This is a genomic window from Oxalobacter formigenes (assembly GCF_002127965.1).
Taxonomy (GTDB): Bacteria; Pseudomonadota; Gammaproteobacteria; order Burkholderiales; family Burkholderiaceae_D; genus Oxalobacter; species Oxalobacter formigenes.
Window position 1 is genome coordinate 1,871,473 of record NZ_CP018787.1, and the last position, 22,752, is coordinate 1,894,224.

Sequence of the window (22,752 nt, forward strand, 5' to 3'; positions counted from 1 at the left end):
GTATTAAAGAATTGATTCCAGTCTTTTTCGTGCCTGGCTGGTTACACGTTTAATTCCTAGAATTTTAATCATTTCAGAAATTTTATCTTCACTTTTCACAAAAGTTGAAAGTGCCTGTAATTCTTCGCTTGCAATAGTATCTACCATGCGAATATCATTTTCACTCACAGGCAGCCGATATGTATTCCAGTTAAGACGTTGTGCCTCTGAAAGCCAGACAAAATTACCTCCTGCTTTATCTTCTCCCAGATAATAATACTGATGCACTATTTTTAGCACTCGTTCCCGAATAACCCTGCCAGCCTTATTAAAACCATGAACCTTTGCCATTCTTTGAAAAAGAGTAGCATCCAGAATAGGTGCTTCAGCAATCAGTATTTCATGAACGAATTCTTTCAAAAACTGTTCGTATTCAGGAGTTGGTGTATAAAAAAGTGAAGGATCAGATTTCAGACACCATTTATCAAAATCACTTACTTGATACTTTCCCGGTAGAGAAGGTTCTGGATTATTTGAAGCGGACTCTGAAGAAGCGAACTGAATCAAAGAATCATGTTTTTCAGAAACATCATGTTTAACTTCCGATTGGCTATCATGATTGACCGTATGCAAGAGTAAACTATTTTTAGGAATATCGAGATTTTGTTTCACACCAATAACAGAAGTAATGAATTCCGGTTCAGGTAAACAAGAAATTTTTAATTTATCTTCTTTACGGGAATTTTCAAGTATTTCGTCAATAGCGTTATGCAATCGTTCTAATGCACTCTCTTTGTCAATCCACCATTCAGTAGACCATAAACGCAATAATTTCCATCCAAGACTTTCCAGAATTACGCTACGAACCTTATCCCGATCACGTGCTGTTGCAGCACTGTGGTAAGTAGCGCCATCACACTCAATTCCGACCAGATAATCACCTGGTCTGTCTGGATGAACAATACCCAAATCAATACGAAAACGGGAAACCCCGATTTGTGGAACGACTTCCCAGCCTTTACGGCGCAATCCATCTGCAACGGCTTCCTCGAATGGGGAATCATAAGTCCCAACAGATCCTCGAACTTCTTGAGCCAACGCAAGAGGACCCCGTCGAGCAAATTCAATAAAGAGTTTCAGATCAGCTACTGCACGCGCATGAGTACGATTAAGATCAATCATTGACGAATCAAACGAACTGAATACCAGCATTTCCTGACGAGCACGGGTAACCGCAACATTCAACCGACGCCACCCGCCATCACGATTTAATGGACCGAAATCCATTGACATGGTCTTCGATTCCGCTTCAGTTGGCCCAAAACCAATTCCCAGCATAATCACATCTCGTTCATCCCCCTGAACCGTTTCCAGATTTTTGACCACGACCGGTTCTTCCTGTTCTTGCTGGAAAAAAGTTTCTATTTCCGGATGTCGTTGTCGCTCACGGTCCAGTAAATCATTAACCAGTTTTTGTTGTTCGACATTAAGCGTTATGATTCCAATGGATTTACTTGAGTGTTTATCAAGCAAGCGTTTCATCGTTTCGGAAACCATAGATTCAGCTTCAATCTGATTGTGACGTCCCTTTCCTCTCGCATATATTCCTTTGACATTCCGCCATTCAACTGCACTGTTTTTCTTTTTTGCAGCCGGAAATGTAATGAGATTGCTATCATAATAACGCCGATTAGAAAAAGTAATCAGACTCTCATGACGGCTCCTGTAGTGCCAGTTCAAACTATGGTTATACATTCCCGCAGCAAGACATTCATCCAGAATACTTTCCATATCTTCTTCAGTATCGTCATCGACATCGCCAGCCCCACGATCAAAAAAACTGGTAGGCGGCATTTGACGGGGATCGCCCGCGACCACAACCTGTTTACCCCTTGCAATAACACCAATAGCGTCCCAGGGCGCAATTTGGGAAGCTTCATCGAAAATAACCAGATCAAAAAGAGCGAGTTCAGCGGGCAGGAACTGTGCGACAGACAGTGGGCTCATCAGCATACATGGAGCCAGTTTTGACATGGTATCACCCATTTCGTATACCATTTGACGCACCGGTTTATGGCGACGTGATTTTTGCAGTTCATGTTTGAGAAGTGCAAGTCCACCCTGTTTACTGATATCTTTTTTAGCCGGAATCATTTCACACAATCGCGCACGAATATATCTCACAGATAACGCTGACAATTTATCAATTTGTTGACGATATATCTCAATATCACTCATATGTTCTGCAGGAACAAAATTATGTAATACCGGTTCTGAATCGATTACCCAGGAAGCAAACCAGCGGCAATACGCAGTTTCAAAAATTTCAGCAATTATTAAGTCATCATTGCATTGCTGCGCCAGAATTTCCACTATCGGCTCAAGACCAAGTGCCATTGCTTCTTCACTTACTCGATACCAATCACACCATGCTTTCAAACTGGACTGATTATTTATAATTTCTTCGGCGCACTTATAAAGAGACTGTCTGGAAGACGGGCTCTTAGATTGACCCAGCAATGTCAAAAACTCTTTTTCTAGTGTATTAAATGATAATAATGTCCGTTTCAGATTGTATGTCAGAGATCTAACAAGTCCCTGATCATTCAATAAATCATTGGCCTCAATGAGCAATGTCCTGACCGTTTTTCGAACTTCGGCAAGTTGCTGTGGGAACGACACGAAACGAAGCATCCGGTTTCGAATCTCTTTAGCTACTGTAATAGTTTTTTCCAGTTTTACCTTATCTGTTGATAAACCATTCCACCCCGGAAAACCCGTCAGTAATTCGGATAATTCCTTTAATTGTGAAGTCTTTTCCTGTAGCTTTTTAATAAGCGGTATATCAATATCCAAATTTGGAGTTTTAGCAAGCAAAGCCCGATGAACGACTGTATCAATAACTTTCTTTCGGGCAAAATCAGCAAAAAACCAGAATTTTTTCGCTGCGTCGGCCAATGCAATTTCGACTCCGCGAATATCGACTTGTTCCCAACTGTTTTCCGGATAAATCACGGAAAGCTTTTGCTCCAGTTCAACTATTTCTGCAAGCAATCCCAAAACTCGCGTTCCTGCTTCGATACGATCAACGACATTGCACTCAAACATAAAACTGAAATTTGAACCACTTGTGGTAGCAAGCAATTCACAGAATTCCACGACTTCCTGCAAATTTTGTGTATTATCAGAATCGCACGGAATTGGAACGACATCCAATAATGCTTTTGAAGCTTTATCTATCGAATCAATAGCTGGAAGAATCTGTCTTGCTGCTGAAAAAATAGCCGATTGCCAGCCATTGGTCCAATCCGATTGATTAATCAATGCAAAATAAAGTCCATGCTGGCTGACAATATCCTTGTTCAGTTCAAGGCGCCGCACAATATCGCGAAATTGTGCCATTTGCTCGGCACTATGTTTTATACCCGCTGACCATGTTAATTGTGGTGTTGCCTTGCCAGCTTCCTTGATAACACGTCCAATCGCCTGATATAACGTCAAACCATTAGGCCAACGTCGGTGAAGTAATTCAACGACCTCATTTAACTTATCACGTAAATGCTGTACTTTTAGCGTCTCTTCTTTCCATTCAGTTGCAGACATTGCATCGCGAGTATCCCAGGCTCTTTCAAGCTGTTTTAAAAAATCCAGCTTCGATGTTTTATTGGAGTGTAATTCCAAGCAGAATTCCCCAAGTCCTTTCGATTCCAACCGGCGGTATACTACATCCAACGCTGCTTTCTTTCCCGCAACAAACAATACACGACGTCCCAAAGCAAGATTATGCGAAATCATATTGGCAATCGTTTGAGATTTCCCTGTTCCAGGCGGCCCATCCAGCACAAAATCACGCCCTTTTGCAGATGCTACTATGGCAGCAATTTGTGAAGAATCTGCTGGCAACGGCAAGAATAAATCATTTACTTTGATATTTGAATCAAGCTCTTTTGTACCAATAAAGTTACCGTTAACAGGTAAATCGACATCCTTCTGTCCACGTTCAAGCAGATACTTGACCAACGGACTTTGCATTAACTGTTCAGAACGATCACTAAGATCTTTCCACATCAGATACTTGGCAAATGAAAATGTACCGATTGCCACATCACGTGTCACTTCAAAACCCGGCATATCTCGTACAGCCCGACGTACAATATCCCAGATTCCATTTACATTAATTCCACTTTCATCGACAGGGAGTGCGCCATCCAATCCGTTGATAGTCAAGGCAAAATCGTTACGTAATAGTTCCAGTAATGTCAGATTAAAGCGCGGTTCCTCTTCGAGTAAACGCATGGTTATGCCTGTTACCACACTCTTTCTATCCAATTGAACCGGAAGTAAAATCAATGGGGCCGAATAAGTTTTTGGATCATCTGCTTTTTTCTTCCATTTCAGAAAACCTACTGCTAAAAAGAGAGTATTCGCCCCTCCTTCTTCGAGATCATTTTTTGATTTTCGATATAACTCAACCAATAGTGCATCAAGACGACTTTGTTCCGTCAGTGAAACAACTTCATTACGTTCAAGCGCTTGTCGTGAATATTCTTCATACAAATTTTCATGATTTTGCTGTTCATAAAGCAGTGCATCACGTCCATTACTTTCCAGATCAGGCAAAGGAACGATTCGAATACGCTTTCCTTCAGCCAGTTTATCTTCAAGTTTTGCCGGATCAGAACAAATCAAACGAATACTTTTTGAGCCGTTCGGCAAATGCAGTAATCTGTTTCGAGTAGTCAAATCGAGCAATTTGCGTCGCCAATGTTCAAGACGATTGACTTTATCATTTTCCGGAGCATCACTTACTTCAACATCAAATGAAGGTAAAAGAGGCGCTTCTTCAAAAGCATTCAACACGTTTTCTGATTCAGTTTCTTCAATCCCTGATTTACAAGGAAGACTTTTGCTTGACAACGGTTTAATTTTTTGCATCCTGGCACGTTGTACGTCGATAGCCACAAGAAAATCTTCATCGGTCAAAGATCGAGATGCATTCTCAACAGCCTGACTGAATGAAACTGGCTGTGCACTAGTAGCAAGTGTTGTCTCAAATACAAGCATTTCATTAAGATCAATGCGCTTGCGTATTGCAGATACATCTTCTGTCAAAAGTTGTGAAAATTCCTGAGGTTGCAACCACAAACCGACAAATGCATGCCCTTTTATCAGTATTAAAAGCGGATTCAAACGGAGCTGTTCCAGCGCTGAAGCGAATAACAAACTGGTATCAATGCAAGTAGCAACCAGACCATCAAAAATTGCTGTAGGAGTGCGTACCTTTTGCCCTTCACTTTCAAAACTTGCCGGTGGAAGAGCATAACTGAGGCGAAGGTTACATACTGCGGTCCAGAGAGCCGAACACAATTCCCAGATACGACTTCGAGATTGACTGGTATAACCATCTAACTGATCATTTTTGCCTGCCCGACGCAGCACATCTGATGTTGTTTTGATCAGTCGATCTACAGCAGGATCATTTGGCATAACAAACGCTGGCAACAACTCAACCATTGGAGAACCGCCCCATTCATTCCTGGCCAGAATTTCAAGAGGACAATGCGAGGAAAGTAATGTCTCGTTCCCTTGAGTAAGATGCAAAATAAGTTCACCCTGCACACTTTCTGTCAAATTCGCTAACCATTCTGCATTCAACTTCAAATCCCGGTCCTGTTCATGAATATGAACAACCGATTCTGGCAATAGCCGGTCAATTTTCCAATTTTTGCTTTCTATAATTTCTGGCGACGCAGTTAGGGATAATGTTAAATCCTGATAAGTTTTATCAGATTCGTTATATAGAGAGAGTTCCCGTAACAATGGCACGGCATTTTGATGTGAAGCAAAACCAATTTTTGTGACAACACTTATTTTTGCCTTGATATCCATAAATACTCTCTTTGTTATATCGAAGTTCTTTATGCTGATATTTTCGATGTCTATCAATTCATCATAGCCAATTGATGTCATTGGAAAATGTTCTTTATAAGTAATTTTATCAATTATCACTATATGTTTATAGTTGAAAGATTTTGAATTAAAAAATCCCACGGAATGACTGGGCATTCTGTAGGATACTTTCTACTTATATTCATTACCCGACAAGGACAAAATGTTTTTCATTTTTCCATATATAAATGTTTCTTTTATACAAATAGAAACAATCCGGAATCAGGTCATGAAACTTTTACGGCAGGTAAAAAACAGCCTCTTCAAAAATCAGCCCTTTCCTGCAGGAAATCCCATACCGGGTTAAACTTGTTGCTGACTCAGGTTAAAACCGCCTTTGCCAAAACATGCCAGCATGGCATTCCTGTCACATAACGCGCCAATGCGTTGAACAAGAAAAAGAAGAGGAAAGCAAAATGGAAAAAGTCGATGCCATCATTATCGGATTCGGAAAAGGCGGCAAAACGCTCGCCGTCGATCTCGCCAAACGGAACTGGAAAGTCGCCATGATCGAACGTTCCGACAAAATGTACGGCGGTACCTGTATCAATATCGGCTGTATTCCGACCAAGACCCTCGTTCATCAGGCCAACGAAACCGGATGCCTCACACACGGCGACAAGGCAGCTGAAAAACGGCATTACACACAGGCCATCGACAGGAAAAACGTCCTGACTGCCATGCTGCGCAACAAGAATTACCACAATCTGGCAGACAACCCGAACATCACCGTCCATGACGGCGAAGCCAGCTTCATTTCCGGCAATGCCGTGTCCGTCAAGCTGGCGAATGGCGATTCCCTGGAACTCACGTCGGAGCATATCTTCATCAATACCGGTGCGCGTTCCATCATCCCGGCCATCGACGGTGTCACAGACAGCAAGCGCGTCTATACCAGCACGACCATCATGCAGCAGGAACAGCTGCCGAAACGGCTGGCCGTCATCGGCGGCGGTTACATCGGGCTGGAATTCGCTTCCATGTATGCCGGATTCGGTTCGCAAGTCACCGTGCTGGACAACCATGCCGACTTCATCCCGAAAGAAGACCGCGACGTGGCTGCAACCGTCAAGGCCGTACTGGAAAAGAAAGGCGTCGAATTCCGCATGAACGCCAAAACGGAAGCCATCAGGGATGTTGACGGTGCCGTCAAATTGACTTGCCACGATACCGAAAGCGGATACAGTTTCGAAATCGAGACCGACGCCGTCCTGCTCGCGACGGGACGCCGCCCGGAAACGGCTGCGTTGAATCTCGGTGCAGCCGGAATCGAAACCGATTCCCGTGGCGCCATTGTCGTCGATTCGCATTTGAAAACGACCAATCCGCACGTATGGGCTGTTGGCGACGTCAAGGGTGGCCCGCAATTCACCTACATTTCACTGGACGACTATCGCATCATCCGGGACGACCTGTTCGGCGACCATCGCCGCAATACCGAAGACCGCGCACCGTTCGCCTGGTCCGTCTTCATCGACCCGCCGCTATCCCGTATCGGACTGGGCGAAGACGACGCGAAGAAACAGGGCATCGATGTCGGCGTCGTCCGTCTGCCAGCCGCTTCCGTTCCACGCGCCCATACGCTGGAACAGACCGACGGCCTGTTGAAAGCCGTCATCGACAAAAAAACGGGAAAAATACTCGGTGCCACCCTCTTCTGCGTGGATTCGTCGGAAGTCATCAACGTAGTGGCAATGGCGATGAAAACAGGCCAGCCTTATACCTTTTTGCGCGACTTCATCTTCACGCATCCTTCCATGAGTGAAGCATTGAACGATTTGATGAGCCAGCCGATGGCCTGATGCGCTGCGGCCGCCTGTCCGGACCGGATTATGGATTCACGGGATTTTTTCCGTGTTTCCTTCCGGGTCGTGCCCGCTTTCATGTCACGCAAAACCCCTTGAAAATGACATGAAACCGTCTTCTCCGTCTCCTTCTCTTCCTGTCCACCACAAATAACAGTTTGTATCTGAAGGACTTAACGTTTTCCAAAACGAACTGTCATTTGGAAAAAGATTCCCCAAAACCGGTCTTTCCCGCAAGAAATATGCGAAAATTTCCTCTTATGGAGAAAATCACACAGCCTGATTGCGGGGATATACGCCAATGAATGCCGGAAAAGGACTGCAAACCTGTTTGTTGGCCATACTGGCCTCCTTGCTCATTGCCGGACCGGTACACGCCCTGACGCCCAATGATTTCGAAACACAGGAATACCGTAACAGCACGGGGCTTTGGGTCATCAACGCATCACAAGCCTATGCCAAAGGATACACAGGCAAGGGAATCACTCTGGGCGTTCTCGATACAGGCGTGAACAGCGGACATTTCGAATTTCAGGGCAAGGATATCGTCTGGGTTCCCTGCAAGGGCTATATCTACGACTGGGTGACAAACGGCCACGGCAGCCATGTGGCAGGCATCATGGCCGCCAACCGGGACGGGGCCGACATCCCCGGGAACATGCACGGGGTAGCCTTCGACGCCAACCTGATCGCCATGGGAACCTTTCTGGATGGCGTGCACGAATCCCCGATGGGAGAGCTGATCAAAGCGGTGCTCGCGCGGCCGGACGTCAAGATCGTCAACAACAGCTGGGGCGATTCCCTGTTTTTTCTGGATGCGCTCTTTACGGCCAAAAGCAACGAGGAAAAAACCAAGACCCTGACCGAATTGCGGGACGTCATTTCGGGTTACAGGGCCGACTCCTTTCTGGAGAACCTGGCACAGCAGGACAAGCTGATGGTCTTCGCTGCCGGAAACGCCGGTCACCGCGGGCCTTCGGCTCCGGCCTCGTTCCGCAGTTTTTTGCCGGATCTGGACAACTGGATCAGCGTCGTTGCGCTGGATTCCACCGGCGGCCGGATCTCCATGGCAAGCGATGGAAAAACCAAAGTACTGACCGATTCTGCCATACCGACCTATTCGGAACTGGCGATGGGCGCGGAAGAATACACGCTGGCTGCTCCGGGAACCTGGATCAATTCCGTGGACGCTACCGGCGGATACACGGAACTCATCGGAACCTCCATGGCGGCCCCATACGTTTCGGGAACCCTGGGGCTGGTCCAGCAGGCCTTTCCATGGATGAGCGCCCGGCAGATGGCCGACACGGTGCTTTCCACCGCCGACAGGAGTTTCAACGCCCCGAAAAGCATCATCTCGATTGGTGAAGACAGAGTGACCGATTCCGGTACGGGCAAACCGATCACGAAATTGGAGATACGTCTCCAGCTCGTGGATAAGGGGAACAACTACTGGGACCGCAATCAGACGACGGTAGCCATCCCTTCGGCAGGCACTCCGGAAAGAACCCGCCTTGAAACCTACCTCCGGCAGTATTATCAGGAAAACGAGACACTGGTTTACGGGTATTACGGGATCAAGACTCCCGACGAGTTCATCGCCGCATTTTTCGCGACCGAAGATAATCCGTATGAGATCACCCTCTCCGACGGCACCCTCTATGGCACGCTTTACGGCTCCATCCAGAAGGTCCCCTTCGACCAGATTTCGGACAGGGGATAGTCGATGCAGGCAAAGCCGTGGACGGCCTCTCGCAGCTCAATGCCAACCGCATGAGCCCTGCCGACCTGTCTTCCGAAAAAATCAAAGGCTATACCGGCAAAACGGAACTGCTCTATGGCGTGGATACGAAGGGTTACGTCTCGGCATGGAATAACGACATCTCGCAGGAACTCTGGCATGAAAACCGGCACGATTTCATCATGCCCGAGTTCCTTGAAAAATATCCCGATTATGTCGATACCATGAAAAACCAGACTTCCGTCGGGCTGTTGAAAAACGGCGAAGGCACCCTGTATCTGACCGGCACCAACAGCTATACGGGCTCCACAGTCATCGAGGGAGGTACGCTGTCGATTTCCCGTCGACCCGATCTTTCCGGTGGACAACTCACCGCCAGTGACGTTTATGTATTGCCTGAAGGGACTCTTCAGGGAAACGGCACCATCAGCCAGAGCGTCTCCAACTGGGGTACCGTCAATCCCGGCAACAGCATCGGTACGCTGACGACCGGAAACTACACCCAGCATTCAACCGGTACGCTGATGATGGAATTCGATGCCGCCGGACATACCGACCGGCTGGTGGTGACCAATCAGGCACAAATCGACGGTTCACTGGCTCTGGTTCCACAAGCCGGTTACTACAGCGCGCCCGTTTCCTTTGCGTTTGCGGATCTCGTTTCTGCGGGAGCGCTGTCCGGTTCACTGCCCACATCATCCGTTGCACCGGAGCTCGGCCTCCACTCGCCGACCCTTTCCATGCACATCACCAACAGCGGCGGCTCCTATTCCATCACGCCCTACCGCACCGCTGACGCCTACAGCCGCCATGCTGTTGACAACAGTGGTGCCTCTCTGGGACGCGTGCTCGCTGCCAATGCCGCTGACGCCAGAGGGGACACCCAAAACCTTTTCGCTGCCCTGGATTTTTCATCTCCCGATGGCAGCACCGTCCGCGACAGCCTTCTTTCCCTGTCTCCACAAGCCTATGGCCAGTCGGCGCTGGCTTCCCTCTCGCTGGAACGCCAGCTTTCGCAAGCCGTCCTCTCCCGTTCCGTATCCAAAGGCACCGACAATAACGGCAACCGTGTTTTTGCCATGCCTCTCGGCGGCCATCTCGACGCCCATGACGGCAATCAGGGATACCGCAGCAACTATACCGGCATGATCGCCGGGGCGGAAATGACGAACAAGGGGACGACAGCCGGGGTGCACGTGGCGGCACTCCACCAGTCCACCCGTTCGGGCGACGCAAAAATTGAGGGTGAAGGCCTCTGGGCCGGTGTTCACGGTACGGCCGCTCCTGCAACATGGAACGGCTGGCAGCTTTCCGGACTGGCCCGGCTCGGCGTCTTCAAGGCAGACATGAACCGCAGCATTCACGCGGGATCGTACAATCGTTCTGCCGAATCGGACTGGACACAATTTTCCGGCACAGCGGTGGCGCACGTGGGATACAAATTGCCTGTCGGCGACAAGCGGTTCACGCTTTTGCCTTTTGCCGGAGCCGATTACGCCTTGCTGCACCAGCCGTCCATTTCGGAAGACAAGGGAGAGGCCGCCCGCCTGAAAACGGATTCACAGACTTACCAGTCTCTCCGGGCGGTTTTCGGCCTCAAGGCCGAAACAGCAGAACAGGATACGGCATCGGCAGGCTATACATGGCGCGGCAATGCCACGCTGGCCTATAACCGTGAATTGCTCAGCCATGCCGGGAACACCGAAGCCCGTTTCATCGAAATGAATGGCGATTTCACGACCGACGTGCGCTTTGCCACCCGGTCTTCGGTCTCCACCTCGGCAGGCGTGTCGCTGACGTCATCCAAAGGCACCACACTCGATTTCCAGCTCACGTCCGAATTCGCTCCCGGACACGGCACGTCAGTCGGGGGCTTCGGACGGGTCAGCTGGCCGTTCCAGTGATAACCGCTCCATTCTTTTAAAACTCGCAAAAACCGGAGGCAACAACGGTCGTCCCACTGCCAGCAGTATAACGATGACAAGAAAACATAAACGACCTGATGAGCCAACCGGTCGTCTGAACGAAACCTCCTCACCTGAAAATCCCGCTTTGGATGTTTCCCTTCGGGATTGTTGTATACCTGGCGGGAACTCGCCAAAGAAACGGCAGGAACCTGTTTCCTTTCCGAATCTGCGCCTTAACCCCGTCTATCCGTTTTCGGAACATAAAATTCAACATTAAAACCTCATCCTCCTGACAAGACAGAATCACCTGACGCAAATTATCCTGAACATTATATCTGACCTGTTTTCCGATAAAGACCGGCGATGGTGATCACCGGTTCAGGCGGAAAACGGTAGCCCGGCACGAAATGTTCCGGGGCCTTTTTCATTTTGCAATCCCGAACATATTTACGATCGAAAACAGTATAAGTGTCTGCTTTTTTTAACGTATTTTCGTTGTCGAAAGACTAATTTGTAAAACTATGTAACAGATTGAAAAATCCCGCTTGAATGCCTGAAATAAGTGGACATACAATGCTCCGTAACAAACGTTTCATAAACATACAGTTTAATGGACGGATTGAAAAACACCTGTCAGCTGTTTGCAGACCGGCCACCCTTTTACAGTGGAGATACATCGACCGCATAGAAGCTTTTCGTTTTACCGTTACAAACTTCCTTTAAAAGTCACGTCTGGTGCAAACATGCTTCGTCTTACACAAAAATCCCGCCGCCTTCTCATCATTGCCATAGCCGTTCTTGCCACCCTGCTCGTCATCTGGGGCATTTACTGGATCGTCGCCAAAAACCGGGGAGCGCCGCAACGTGGCGGAGTGGTTGCCGTCGGGGTTTCGACAGTCCGGCAAGGAGACGCACCCTTGCAGCTCAATGCACTCGGCACCGTCAATTCGACCTATACCGCCGTCGTCAGGAGCCGCGTGGACGGCCAGCTGATGAAAATACACTTCAAGGAAGGCCAGATTGTGAAAGAAGGCCAGCTTCTGGCCGAACTCGACGCCCGTCCTTACAAGGCCGCCCTGTTGCAGGCCGAAGGCCAGCTGATGCGCGATTCCGCCCTCCTTCAAAACGCCAAAATCGACTTGCAGCGCTACCGTCAGCTTCTGGAACAGAATTCGATTGCCAAACAGCAGGTCGATACGCAAGCCGCCCTCGTCAAACAGTATGAAGGCACCGTCCGGCTCGATCAGGGTGCGGTCGACAACGCGAAACTTCAACTCACCTACAGCCGCATCACCGCTCCGATTTCCGGCCGCGTCGGCCTGAGACAGGTCGATCTCGGCAATATCGTGCACGCCACCGATACCAACGGCATCGTCACCATCACGCAGGAACAGCCGATCAACGTCGTTTTCGCCGTACCTGAAATCGATCTTTCGCAAGTATTGAAAGCCCGTGCGACCAACCCGAACCTCACGGTCGAGGCATGGGACAGGGACAACAGGAACAAATTGTCCGAAGGCACGATCCTCGCCATCGACAACCAGCTGAGCACCGATACCGGCACGATCAGCCTGAAATCGAAATTCGACAACAAACAGCATGAGCTTTTCCCGAACCAGTTCGTCAACGTGCGCCTGCATCTCGGCTCGCAAGCCAATGCCATCACGATCCCGACCGTTGCCGTCCAGCTGGGCAAGCTCGGCCATTACGTCTATCGGGTCAACGAAGACCAGACCGTCTCGCTGACGAAAGTGAAAATAGGCGCCACATCCGGTGAAAACACCATTATCGAGGAAGGCCTCGAACCGGGACAGATCGTCGTGATAGACGGGCTGGACAAACTGCGCGACCGCTCGAAAATCAGGGTTGTCGACCGTAGCGCCGAAGCCGCCACACTCGAAGCAGGCAAAAAACCGGCTGAACAGAAACCCGAAACACCAGCAAAAACCGGTGAAAACGGTGAAGCCGGAAAAACAGCTGCCCCAGCCGCCACAAGAGGCGAGGCCGGAAACGGAACTGCCGCACCCCGGCAATAACACAGAAAGCCTGAGGCCGGCATGAATCCTTCCCGCCCGTTTATTCTCCGTCCGGTCGCGACCATCCTTTTCATGGTCGCGATCCTGCTCTCGGGGCTCGTCGCATGGCGTATGCTGCCGGTTGCGGCACTCCCTGAAGTCGATTACCCGACCATTCAGGTCGTCACCTATTATCCCGGCGCGAGTCCGGAAGTCGTCACTTCGACGATTACCGCCCCGCTGGAACGGCAGTTCGGCCAGATGCCGGGGCTGGAACAGATGTCGTCTTCCAGTTCCAACGGCGTTTCCGTCGTCACGCTGCAATTTTCCCTTTCCCTGACGCTCGACGTGGCGGAACAGGAAGTGCAGGCAGCCATCAACGGAGCAACGAACCTGCTTCCGTCCGATTTGCCGAACCCGCCGATCTATAACAAGGTCAACCCGGCCGATACGCCGATCCTGACGATTGCCGTCACGTCTCCGACGCTGCCGATGACGAAACTCGAAGACCTTGCCGATACGCGTCTGGCGCAAAAACTGTCGCAGGTGCCGGGCGTCGGCCTTGTCTCCATCAGCGGCGGACAGCGTCCTGCCGTACGCATACAGGCCAACTCGAAAGCACTCGCCGCCAAAGGCCTGACGCTGGAAAACGTCCGTACTGCTGTCGTCGGTGCCAACGTCAATCAGGCAAAAGGCAGCTTCGACGGCCCGTTGCAAGCCTCGACCATCGACGGCAACGACCAGTTGAAAACCGCAACCGAATTCGCCAATATCATCATCGCCTACCGCGACGGTGCGCCCGTGCGCCTGTCCGACGTGGCGACCGTTTTCGACGGTGCGGAAAACGCGCGCCTTGCCGCATGGGCAGGCAATACCCCCTCCGTCATCCTGACCGTCCAGCGTCAGCCGGGCGCCAATGTCATCTCCGTCGCCGACCGGATCAAGGAAATCCTGCCCGCCCTGCAAAACAGCCTGCCCGCCTCGGTCGATGTGAAAGTCCTGTCCGACAGGACGACGACTATTCGCGCCTCGGTGGAAGACGTCGAGTTCGAACTGGTGCTCGCCATCGCGCTGGTCGTCATGGTCGTGTTCGTCTTCCTGCGGAACATGACGGCGACGATCATTCCGGCGGTTGCCGTACCGCTTTCGCTCGTTGGCACCTTCGGTGTCATGTATATGCTCGGGTTCTCGATCAACAACCTGACCCTGATGGCCCTGACGATTGCCACCGGCTTCGTCGTCGATGACGCCATCGTCATGATCGAAAACATCGCCCGCTACATCGAAGAGGGCGACGACCCGATGGAAGCCGCCCTGAAAGGCTCCAGGCAAATCGGCTTCACGATCATTTCCCTGACGGTATCCCTGATCGCCGTACTGATCCCGCTGCTCTTCATGGGCGACGTGATCGGGCGGCTTTTCCGGGAATTCGCCGTCACGCTCGCTGTCTCCATCCTGATTTCCGCCGTCATTTCGCTGACCCTGACGCCGATGATGAGCGCGCGGCTGTTGAAACACGTTCCTGAAGAAAACCAGAACACATTCTTCAGGGCCAGCGGCCACTTCTTCGACCGGGTGATCGCCGAATACGCCAAATGGCTGAACTGGGTGCTCGACCGCCAGAAACTGACCCTGATGGTCGCCGTCGGCACCATCGTCGTCACGGCGCTCCTGTACATTGTCATCCCGAAAGGCTTTTTCCCGCTTCAGGATACGAGCGTGATCCAGGGTGTTTCCGAAGCGACGCAATCCATTTCGTTTGACGCGATGACCCGCCGGCAGGAACAGGTTGCCGACCGCATCCTGCAAGACCCTGCCGTCCTGTCCCTCTCATCCTTCATCGGCGTTGACGGCACGAATGCCGCCCCGAACAACGGCAAAATGTTGATCAACCTGAAACCGAAGAGCGAACGCGAAGACATCAATACCGTCATGAACCGCCTTCAGGATACCGTCGCCGACATTCCGGGCATGACGCTTTACCTGCAACCGGTTCAGGACATCAGTATCGACAGCCGTTCATCCCGCACACAATACCAGTTCACCCTGCAGGCCAACAGCCAGAAAGACCTGTCCGAATGGACGCCAAAGCTCGTCGAACAGTTAAGGCAAATCCCCGAGCTGACCGACGTCGCCAGCGACTTGCAGGAAAACGGCTTGCAGGCTTACGTCAACATCAACCGCGATACCGCTTCCCGGCTGGGCGTGACGACGGCGGACATCACGAACGCTCTTTATAACGCCTTCGGCCAGCGGCTCGTTTCGACCATTTACACCCAGACGAACCAGTACCGCGTCGTGCTCGAAGTCCAGCCGGACGACCGGCTCGACCCGTCCGCCATCCGGGGCATCTACGTCAGGACGTCCAGCGGTACCCCGGTTCCGCTGGATACGATGGTCACGATCGAGCAGCGTCCGGCCATCCTCGCCATCAACCATCTGGGCCAGTTCCCGACGGCAACCGTTTCCTTCAACCTCGCCAAAGGCGCGTCGCTTTCCGAAGCGGTAGACGCCATCGCGGAAACGGAAATGGAAATGGGCATGCCTGCCAGTATCCAGACACAATTCCAGGGTGCGGCGATGGCTTTCCAGTCGTCCCTTTCCTCGACGCTCTGGCTGATCCTCGCCGCCATCGTCACGATGTACATCGTGCTCGGCATCCTGTATGAAAGCTATATCCACCCGATCACGATCCTGTCCACCCTGCCGTCCGCCGGTATCGGTGCGCTGCTGGCCCTGATGCTGTTCGGCAAGGATTTGTCCGTCATCGCCATCATCGGCATCATCCTTTTGATCGGCATCGTCAAGAAAAACGCCATCATGATGATCGACTTCGCGCTGGTTGCCGAACGCGAGCAGGGCATGTCGCCCCGCGAAGCCATTTATCAGGCCTGTCTCTTGCGTTTCCGCCCGATCATGATGACGACGATGGCCGCCCTGCTGGGTGCCTTGCCGCTCATGTTTGCGATGGGTATCGGTTCCGAAATCCGCAACCCGCTCGGCATCACGATGGTCGGCGGCCTGCTGGTCTCGCAGGTACTGACGCTCTTCACAACCCCGGTTATCTATCTGTATTTCGACCGGCTGGCACGGCGCGTCGAGCGCCACCGTGACGCACTCACCGGTTCTGCCGAAGACTGACGGGAGAAACCGATGAAATTCTCCGAAATCTTCATCCGGCGCCCCGTCGCAACGGTCCTGTTGACCATCGCGATCCTGCTGGCGGGAGCGGTGGCGTTCAAGTACCTGCCGGTTTCCCCGTTGCCGCAAGTCGATTTCCCGACCATTCAGGTCAATGCCAGCCTGCCGGGCGCCAGCCCTGAAACGATGGCCGCCACTGTCGCCACCCCGCTCGAACGCTCGCTCGGACGGATTGCAGGCATCACGGAAATCACCTCGACCAGTACGCTGGGCTCGACCAGTATCGCCCTCCAGTTCGATCTTGACCGCGACATCGACGGCGCGGCACGCGACGTGCAGTCCGCGATCAACGCCGCCCGGGCGCTGTTGCCGACCGGCATGCCGTCGAACCCGACTTACCGGAAGGTCAACCCGGCCGATGCGCCGATCATGATCCTGTCGATGACTTCCGACTCGCTGACGCGCGGGCAGATGTACGACGCAGCCGATACCATCGTCGGCCAGAAACTCATGCAGCTTGAAGGCGTCGGCAACGTCATCGTGGGAGGTGGTTCGCAACCGGCCGTGCGCGTCGAACTGCATCCGCAACAGCTCTCTAACTACGGCATCAGCCTTGAAGATGTCAGAAACGTCATTACCAGCACCAACGTCAACCGTCCGAAAGGTTTCCTGCAAAACGACGAACATGCATGGAAAGTCGAAGCCAACGATCAGGCCAGAAAAGCCGCCGACTACCAGCCCCTGATCGTCAGCTACAAAAACGGCAAGGCCGTGCGTCTTTCGGACATCGCCGACGTCAACGATTCCGTGCGCGACCTGCGCAATGCCGGGATGGTCGGCGACCAGCCCTGCGTCATGCTGATCATCTTCCGCGAACCGGGTGCCAACATCATCGAAACCGTCGGACGCATCAATGAGATCATGCCGCAGTTGCGTGCCTCCATTCCTGAAGCGATCAACCTGAACCTCGTCATGGACAGGACGCCGACGATCCGCAGTTCTCTGCGGGAAGTTGAAACCACGCTGGTCATTTCCATCGCGCTCGTCATTCTGGTCGTTTTCCTGTTCCTGCGGAACGGGCGGGCGACAGCGATTTCGGCCATTTCCGTCCCCGTCTCGCTTGTCGGGACATTCACGGTCATGTATCTGGCCGACTTTTCGCTGAACAATCTCTCGCTCATGGCTTTGACGATCGCCACCGGCTTTGTGGTGGACGACACGATCGTCGTGCTGGAAAACATCATGCGCCATATAGAGGGGGGCATGAAACCCATTGACGCCGCCCTCAAAGGCGCAAGGGAAGTGGGCTTTACCGTCATGTCGATCAGTATCTCGCTGATCGCCGTCTTCATCCCCATCCTGTTGATGGGCGGCATTATCGGTCGCCTCTTTCGTGAATTCGCCATCACCCTGTCGGCGACGATTCTCGTCTCGCTCGTCATTTCGTTGACGACAACGCCGATGTTGTGCGCACTCTGGCTGAAATCGAAAGACAAGCGCAAACCGGGCAGACTCTACAATGCCAGCGAACACCTGTTCACCAGCCTGCAAATGGCTTACGGCCGCACCCTGAAATGGGCCATCGACCACCGGCGCACCATGATGCTGATCCTGATCGCGACCGTCGCCTTCAACGTTTTCCTGTACATCGTCGTGCCGAAAGGCTTTTTCCCGCAACAGGATACCGGACGGCTCATGGGCATGATCCGGGCTGACCAGAGTATCTCTTTTCAGGCCATGCAGAAAAAAATGCAGACCTTCATCCAGAAAATCAGTGAAGATCCGGCCATCGATCAGGTCACGGGCTATACCGGCGGCGGCCAGCGCAACAACGCCCGCATGTTCATCGGCCTGAAACCCCTGTCAGAACGGGACGACACCGCCGATCAGGTCATTGCCCGCCTGCGCAAGAACCTAGCTTCAGAGCCGGGCGCCACCCTCTTTTTGCAATCCATTCAGGACATCCGCATGGGCGGACGCATGTCGAACGCCCAGTACCAGTACACCCTTCAGGGGGATAACCTGACCGAACTGCGCGAATGGACACCCAAAGTCTTCCGCGCACTCTCCAAATTGCCGATGCTCGCTGACCTGAACACCGATCAGGAAATCAAGGGGCTGCAAACCATGCTCGTCTTCGACCGCGACGCGATGGCACGCCTTGGCTTGACCCAGAAAGTCGTCGATGAAATCCTCTACGATGCTTTCGGGCAGCGACAGGTATCGACCATCTATAACGAACTGAACCAGTACAAGGTCGTCATGGAAGTCGCGCCGCAATACTGGCAAAGCGCCGAAGCGCTGAAGAACATCTACATCCAGACGCCGGGGAGTGGCCCGACCCCGCTATCGGCCATCGCCCGCTGGGAACCGGTCAACGAATCACTTTCCGTCAACCATCAGGGGCAGTTCGCCTCCACGACCCTCTCGTTCAACCTGCCTCCGGGAAATTCCCTCTCCGACGCAACGATGGCGATCGAACAGACCCTTTCCGATATCGGCCTGCCCACATCCATCGTCGGCAGCTTCCAGGGAACCGCCAAAACCTTTCAGGATTCCATGAGCAGCCAGCCCTGGCTGATCCTTTTCGCCCTGATCGCCGTGTATATCGTGCTGGGCATCCTCTATGAAAGCTTCATCCACCCGATCACGATTTTGTCCACCCTGCCGTCTGCCGGTGTCGGTGCCCTGCTCGCCCTGATCCTTGCGGGAAGCGAGTTTTCCGTCATCGCCCTGATCGGCGTGCTGCTACTGATCGGTATCGTCAAGAAAAACGCGATCATGATGATCGACTTCGCCCTCGTTGCCGAGCGTGAGGAAGGCCTCTCACCTGAAAACGCGATCTTTCAGGCTTGCCTTTTGCGTTTCCGTCCGATTATGATGACCACGACAGCCGCCCTTTTCGGCGCGCTGCCACTGGCGCTGGGTCGGGGTGACGGGGCTGAAATGCGCATCCCGCTGGGGATTTCCATCGTCGGCGGCCTGATCCTGTCGCAACTGCTGACCCTGTATACGACACCGATCGTTTACCTGTATCTTGACAAGGTTCGCCAGCGGGCCGCCAGACGCCGCGCGCTGAAAAAAATGAATGCTTCAAAAACCGTATGACCGGACTCCGCCCATGAAAACCGATTTGCCAGGCAAAAACGCCATACCGAAGAACAGAATGACCATCAACCGGCTGTTTGCCTACACCCGGATTCCCCGCATCCGGCCAGCCCTGACCATGGCCCTGTGTGCCGCCACCCTGGCCGGTTGCGCCGTCGGCCCCGATTACGTCCAGCCGCCAATCGACGTACCTGCCACCTACAAGGAAGACAGCCTCTGGAAAACCGCCAAACCCTCGGACGAATACCCGCGCGGCGCATGGTGGAGCGTTTTCAAAGACCCTGAACTCGACCGACTGATGGTTCTCTTAAACAAGCAGAACCTGACCATCGCGCAGGCAGAAGCCCAGTACCGGCAGGCGCAGGCCCTGTTGCGACAGGCACAGTCCAGCCTCTTCCCGAGCCTGTCGCTGGACGCCTCCAGAACACGCGGTTTCCAGTCCAATACCAGCACCTCGGCCAGTACGCAAAACGCCTTCGTCGGCAACCTGTCATGGGAAGTGGACATCTGGGGTGGCGTCCGCCGCAACGTCGAAGCGGGCGAAGCCGGACGGCAAGCCAGTGCTGCCCAGCTGGAAGCCATCAAACTGTCGTCACAGGCGCAAATGGCCACGGCCTACCTGCAACTGGTCATCACTGACCGTCAGGTCAAACAACTGGAAGAAAGCGAAACCCTGCTGGCCGAATCGCTCCGGCTGACGAAAAACCAGTTTGCCGTCGGTATCGTCTCCGACGCCGATGTGGCGCAGGCGGAAAGCCAGCTGAAAACGGCACAGGCCGCCACCGTCGACATGAAACTGGCGCGCAGCCAGCTCGAACACTCAATCGCCGTCTCTATCGGACAAGCCCCGTCCACCTTGACCATCGACATGGCGAAAGCCGACCCCTACCTGCCGCAAATCCCGGCCGGGCTGCCTTCGGCCCTGCTCCAGCGCCGTCCTGACGTCGCTTCCGCCGAACGCAAGGTCGCGCAGGCCAACGCCCTGATCGGCGTCGCGAAATCCGCCTTCTTCCCGGCCCTGTCCATCTCGGCCTCCGGCGGCTTCCGCAATTCCTCCTTCGCCGACCTGTTCACCGTACCGAACCGCATCTGGTCGATCGGCCCGCAAATCGCCCTGTCCATCTTCGATGCAGGCCTGCGCAGCGCCCAGACCGATCAGGCAATCGCCGTCTATGATGAAACCGTCGCCGCCTACCGCCAGAAAGTGCTGATCGCCTTCCAGGAAGTCGAGGACAACCTCGCGGCACAAGCCATGCTCGGCGACGCATCCGACATGCAAACAGCTGCCCTGAATGCGGCGAAACGGGCCGAGACCATCACCATGAACCAGTACAAGGCCGGCGTCGTCAGTTACATCAACGTGCTGATCGCCCAGAACACCCGCATCGCAGCAGAAAACACCCTGTACAACGTCAAAAAACGCCAGTTCACCAGCAGCGTCGCCTTAATCGCCGCCATTGGCGGGCAATGGGAGACGCCAAAGCAAACAGCAAAATACCGGCACGGCATCACCGGAAAAAATGGAGCAGAAAACGGAAATGAAAAGTTAGGGACGTTTTGTTACCGGATCAATGATTCCTCATTCGGGACTGATTCGGTAACTTATCGACAAATATTCAAATCTGACAAAAGAGAAAATACATGGATATAGTGGCGATATACGAAAATATTTATCAAAACAATATTGCATTGCGTACATTGCTTCAACTGATTCCAGGTGGTTCATCCGTGGATACGGCCCTTAGCGGAACCTTATCCCTCATAAAAGAAAAGCGAAGAAAGGAATTTTTTGATGAACTTGCAAACGGTAATATTGAATTAACCGAAGACATCATTAAAAATGAAGACTTCCTCCACTGTTTTTTTATCACGCATCAGGCAGCACTCAGAACAAGAAAAACGGAAAAAATACGCTTTCTGGCTCGTCTTCTGAAAAGGAGTTTAGAAAACGAAACATTTTCGAATATCGATGATTATGAAGAAATGCTGAATATTCTTGATGAATTGTCGTACCGTGAAATAAGCATTTTATTGCTTCTTGATGCATATGAAGCGAAATATCCTCATGCACCGGGAGAAAACGATCTTCAACGTGCATATCATTTTTGGACCAATTTTGAGAATGATGCTTCAAAGAACTTTCAAATTACAGAATTGGATACATTCATGATCAGGTTATCCAGAAGCGGTTGTTATGAGCTATTCACTGGCATTTACCATGAGGATACACGTGGCAAAGGCAAAACCACTCCTTTTTTTCAACGAATCAAGGAGATTGTCACTCTTGATGAAAATTCGTGAAAATTTTTCTGAATAAAGCATTCGGAATATCTTGCTGACGTCATCCTTGACGGCATAACTGTACTGTCATTGTTGTGTGAATTAAAACAGATGATTTTCTGACATATGCGTGAGGTTCCCTTGAGAAAAACCTGCCTTTCAGTTATCGCCCTGATTCTCTTTTCTGCCCTGTGCCATGCAGAAAACCTGATACCGGTCATGACGGACGGCGAGCCCTACATGATGGAGTATGATGCCGACTCCGTTACCAGATCAGGAAGCGTCGTTCATTTGCAGACGAAAATAACAGACTCCGTAAACGGAACAGTCTTACGTTACAGCATGGAAATCGATTGTCAAAAACTGAACGCCAGAAATACCCGTGTTGCCATGTACGATCCCGGAGCGGATTCCCCCTATTTTGAGAATGATATCGATCTCCCGATACCCGACATTCCGGGTTCTTTCATGGACCAGTTCATTCACATGATGTGCGAATCTCCGGACAATACGACGTCATCCTTCAATCCATAAAAAAACCGCGACATCGTGGTGATTGACGCAGTTTTTCAATCACACAAGGCGCTTTCTTTCAAATGCGTCATTCTTTCTCACATTGATGCCAATCCCTTCGCGCTTTCCAGCAAATAAAACGCCGGAGAAAGCAAAAAAAGACCGACAAAAAACATATCCGGTGAGCTTGTTAACAAGCGAACATAAAGGCAACAGGTTTTTTACCCATAAGACACTGGATTCATTCCAGATGTCACAAATAAAAAAGCCGGCATATTTCCTGAGGTGCCCCCAAAAGTTGATCTAATGTTCAA

The 22,752-nt window shown here is 51.8% G+C and carries 10 protein-coding genes; 9 read left to right on the plus strand and 1 reads right to left on the minus strand.

Annotated features, from left to right (window positions below):
- Positions 1-3: 3 nt before the first annotated feature.
- Positions 4-6,045: a DUF3320 domain-containing protein gene (locus tag BRW83_RS09030; RefSeq protein WP_196793272.1), complete on the minus strand. Its 6,042-nt coding sequence runs from the start codon at positions 6,043-6,045 to the stop codon at positions 4-6.
- A 299-nt stretch (positions 6,046-6,344) separates the two neighbouring features.
- On the opposite strand from BRW83_RS09030, the gene BRW83_RS09035 reads away from it, so the two are divergent.
- The 9 genes from BRW83_RS09035 (at position 6,345) to BRW83_RS09075 (ending at position 22,459) form a co-directional block, all read left to right on the plus strand.
- Positions 6,345-7,730 carry an FAD-dependent oxidoreductase gene (locus BRW83_RS09035; protein WP_005879925.1) on the plus strand — a complete coding sequence of 462 codons (1,386 nt, stop codon included), beginning with the start codon at positions 6,345-6,347 and terminating at the stop codon, positions 7,728-7,730.
- Positions 7,731-8,034: 304 nt separating this feature from the next.
- Positions 8,035-9,456 carry a S8 family peptidase gene (locus tag BRW83_RS09040; RefSeq protein ID WP_036602658.1) on the plus strand — a complete coding sequence of 474 codons (1,422 nt, stop codon included), beginning with the start codon at positions 8,035-8,037 and terminating at the stop codon, positions 9,454-9,456.
- A 17-nt stretch (positions 9,457-9,473) separates the two neighbouring features.
- Positions 9,474-11,378 carry an autotransporter outer membrane beta-barrel domain-containing protein gene (locus tag BRW83_RS09045; RefSeq protein ID WP_050757690.1) on the plus strand — a complete coding sequence of 635 codons (1,905 nt, stop codon included), beginning with the start codon at positions 9,474-9,476 and terminating at the stop codon, positions 11,376-11,378.
- Between the two features lie 746 nt (positions 11,379-12,124).
- Positions 12,125-13,417 carry an MdtA/MuxA family multidrug efflux RND transporter periplasmic adaptor subunit gene (locus tag BRW83_RS09050; protein ID WP_005879921.1) on the plus strand — a complete coding sequence of 431 codons (1,293 nt, stop codon included), beginning with the start codon at positions 12,125-12,127 and terminating at the stop codon, positions 13,415-13,417.
- Between the two features lie 21 nt (positions 13,418-13,438).
- On the plus strand, positions 13,439-16,537 hold the full coding sequence (locus BRW83_RS09055; RefSeq protein ID WP_005879919.1) for an MdtB/MuxB family multidrug efflux RND transporter permease subunit: 3,099 nt from the start codon (positions 13,439-13,441) through the stop codon (positions 16,535-16,537).
- Between the two features lie 12 nt (positions 16,538-16,549).
- Positions 16,550-19,645: a multidrug efflux RND transporter permease subunit gene (locus BRW83_RS09060; RefSeq protein ID WP_005879917.1), complete on the plus strand. Its 3,096-nt coding sequence runs from the start codon at positions 16,550-16,552 to the stop codon at positions 19,643-19,645.
- A 13-nt stretch (positions 19,646-19,658) separates the two neighbouring features.
- Positions 19,659-21,296: an efflux transporter outer membrane subunit gene (locus BRW83_RS09065; RefSeq protein ID WP_157658862.1), complete on the plus strand. Its 1,638-nt coding sequence runs from the start codon at positions 19,659-19,661 to the stop codon at positions 21,294-21,296.
- A complete protein-coding gene (locus tag BRW83_RS09070) occupies positions 21,287-21,946 on the plus strand; it encodes a hypothetical protein (protein WP_005879913.1) in 660 nt (219 codons plus the stop codon). Before BRW83_RS09065 ends, BRW83_RS09070 begins: the two co-directional genes overlap by 10 nt.
- 105 nt (positions 21,947-22,051) lie before the next feature.
- Positions 22,052-22,459 carry a hypothetical protein gene (locus BRW83_RS09075; protein ID WP_005879911.1) on the plus strand — a complete coding sequence of 136 codons (408 nt, stop codon included), beginning with the start codon at positions 22,052-22,054 and terminating at the stop codon, positions 22,457-22,459.
- The last annotated feature ends 293 nt before the right edge of the window (positions 22,460-22,752 follow it).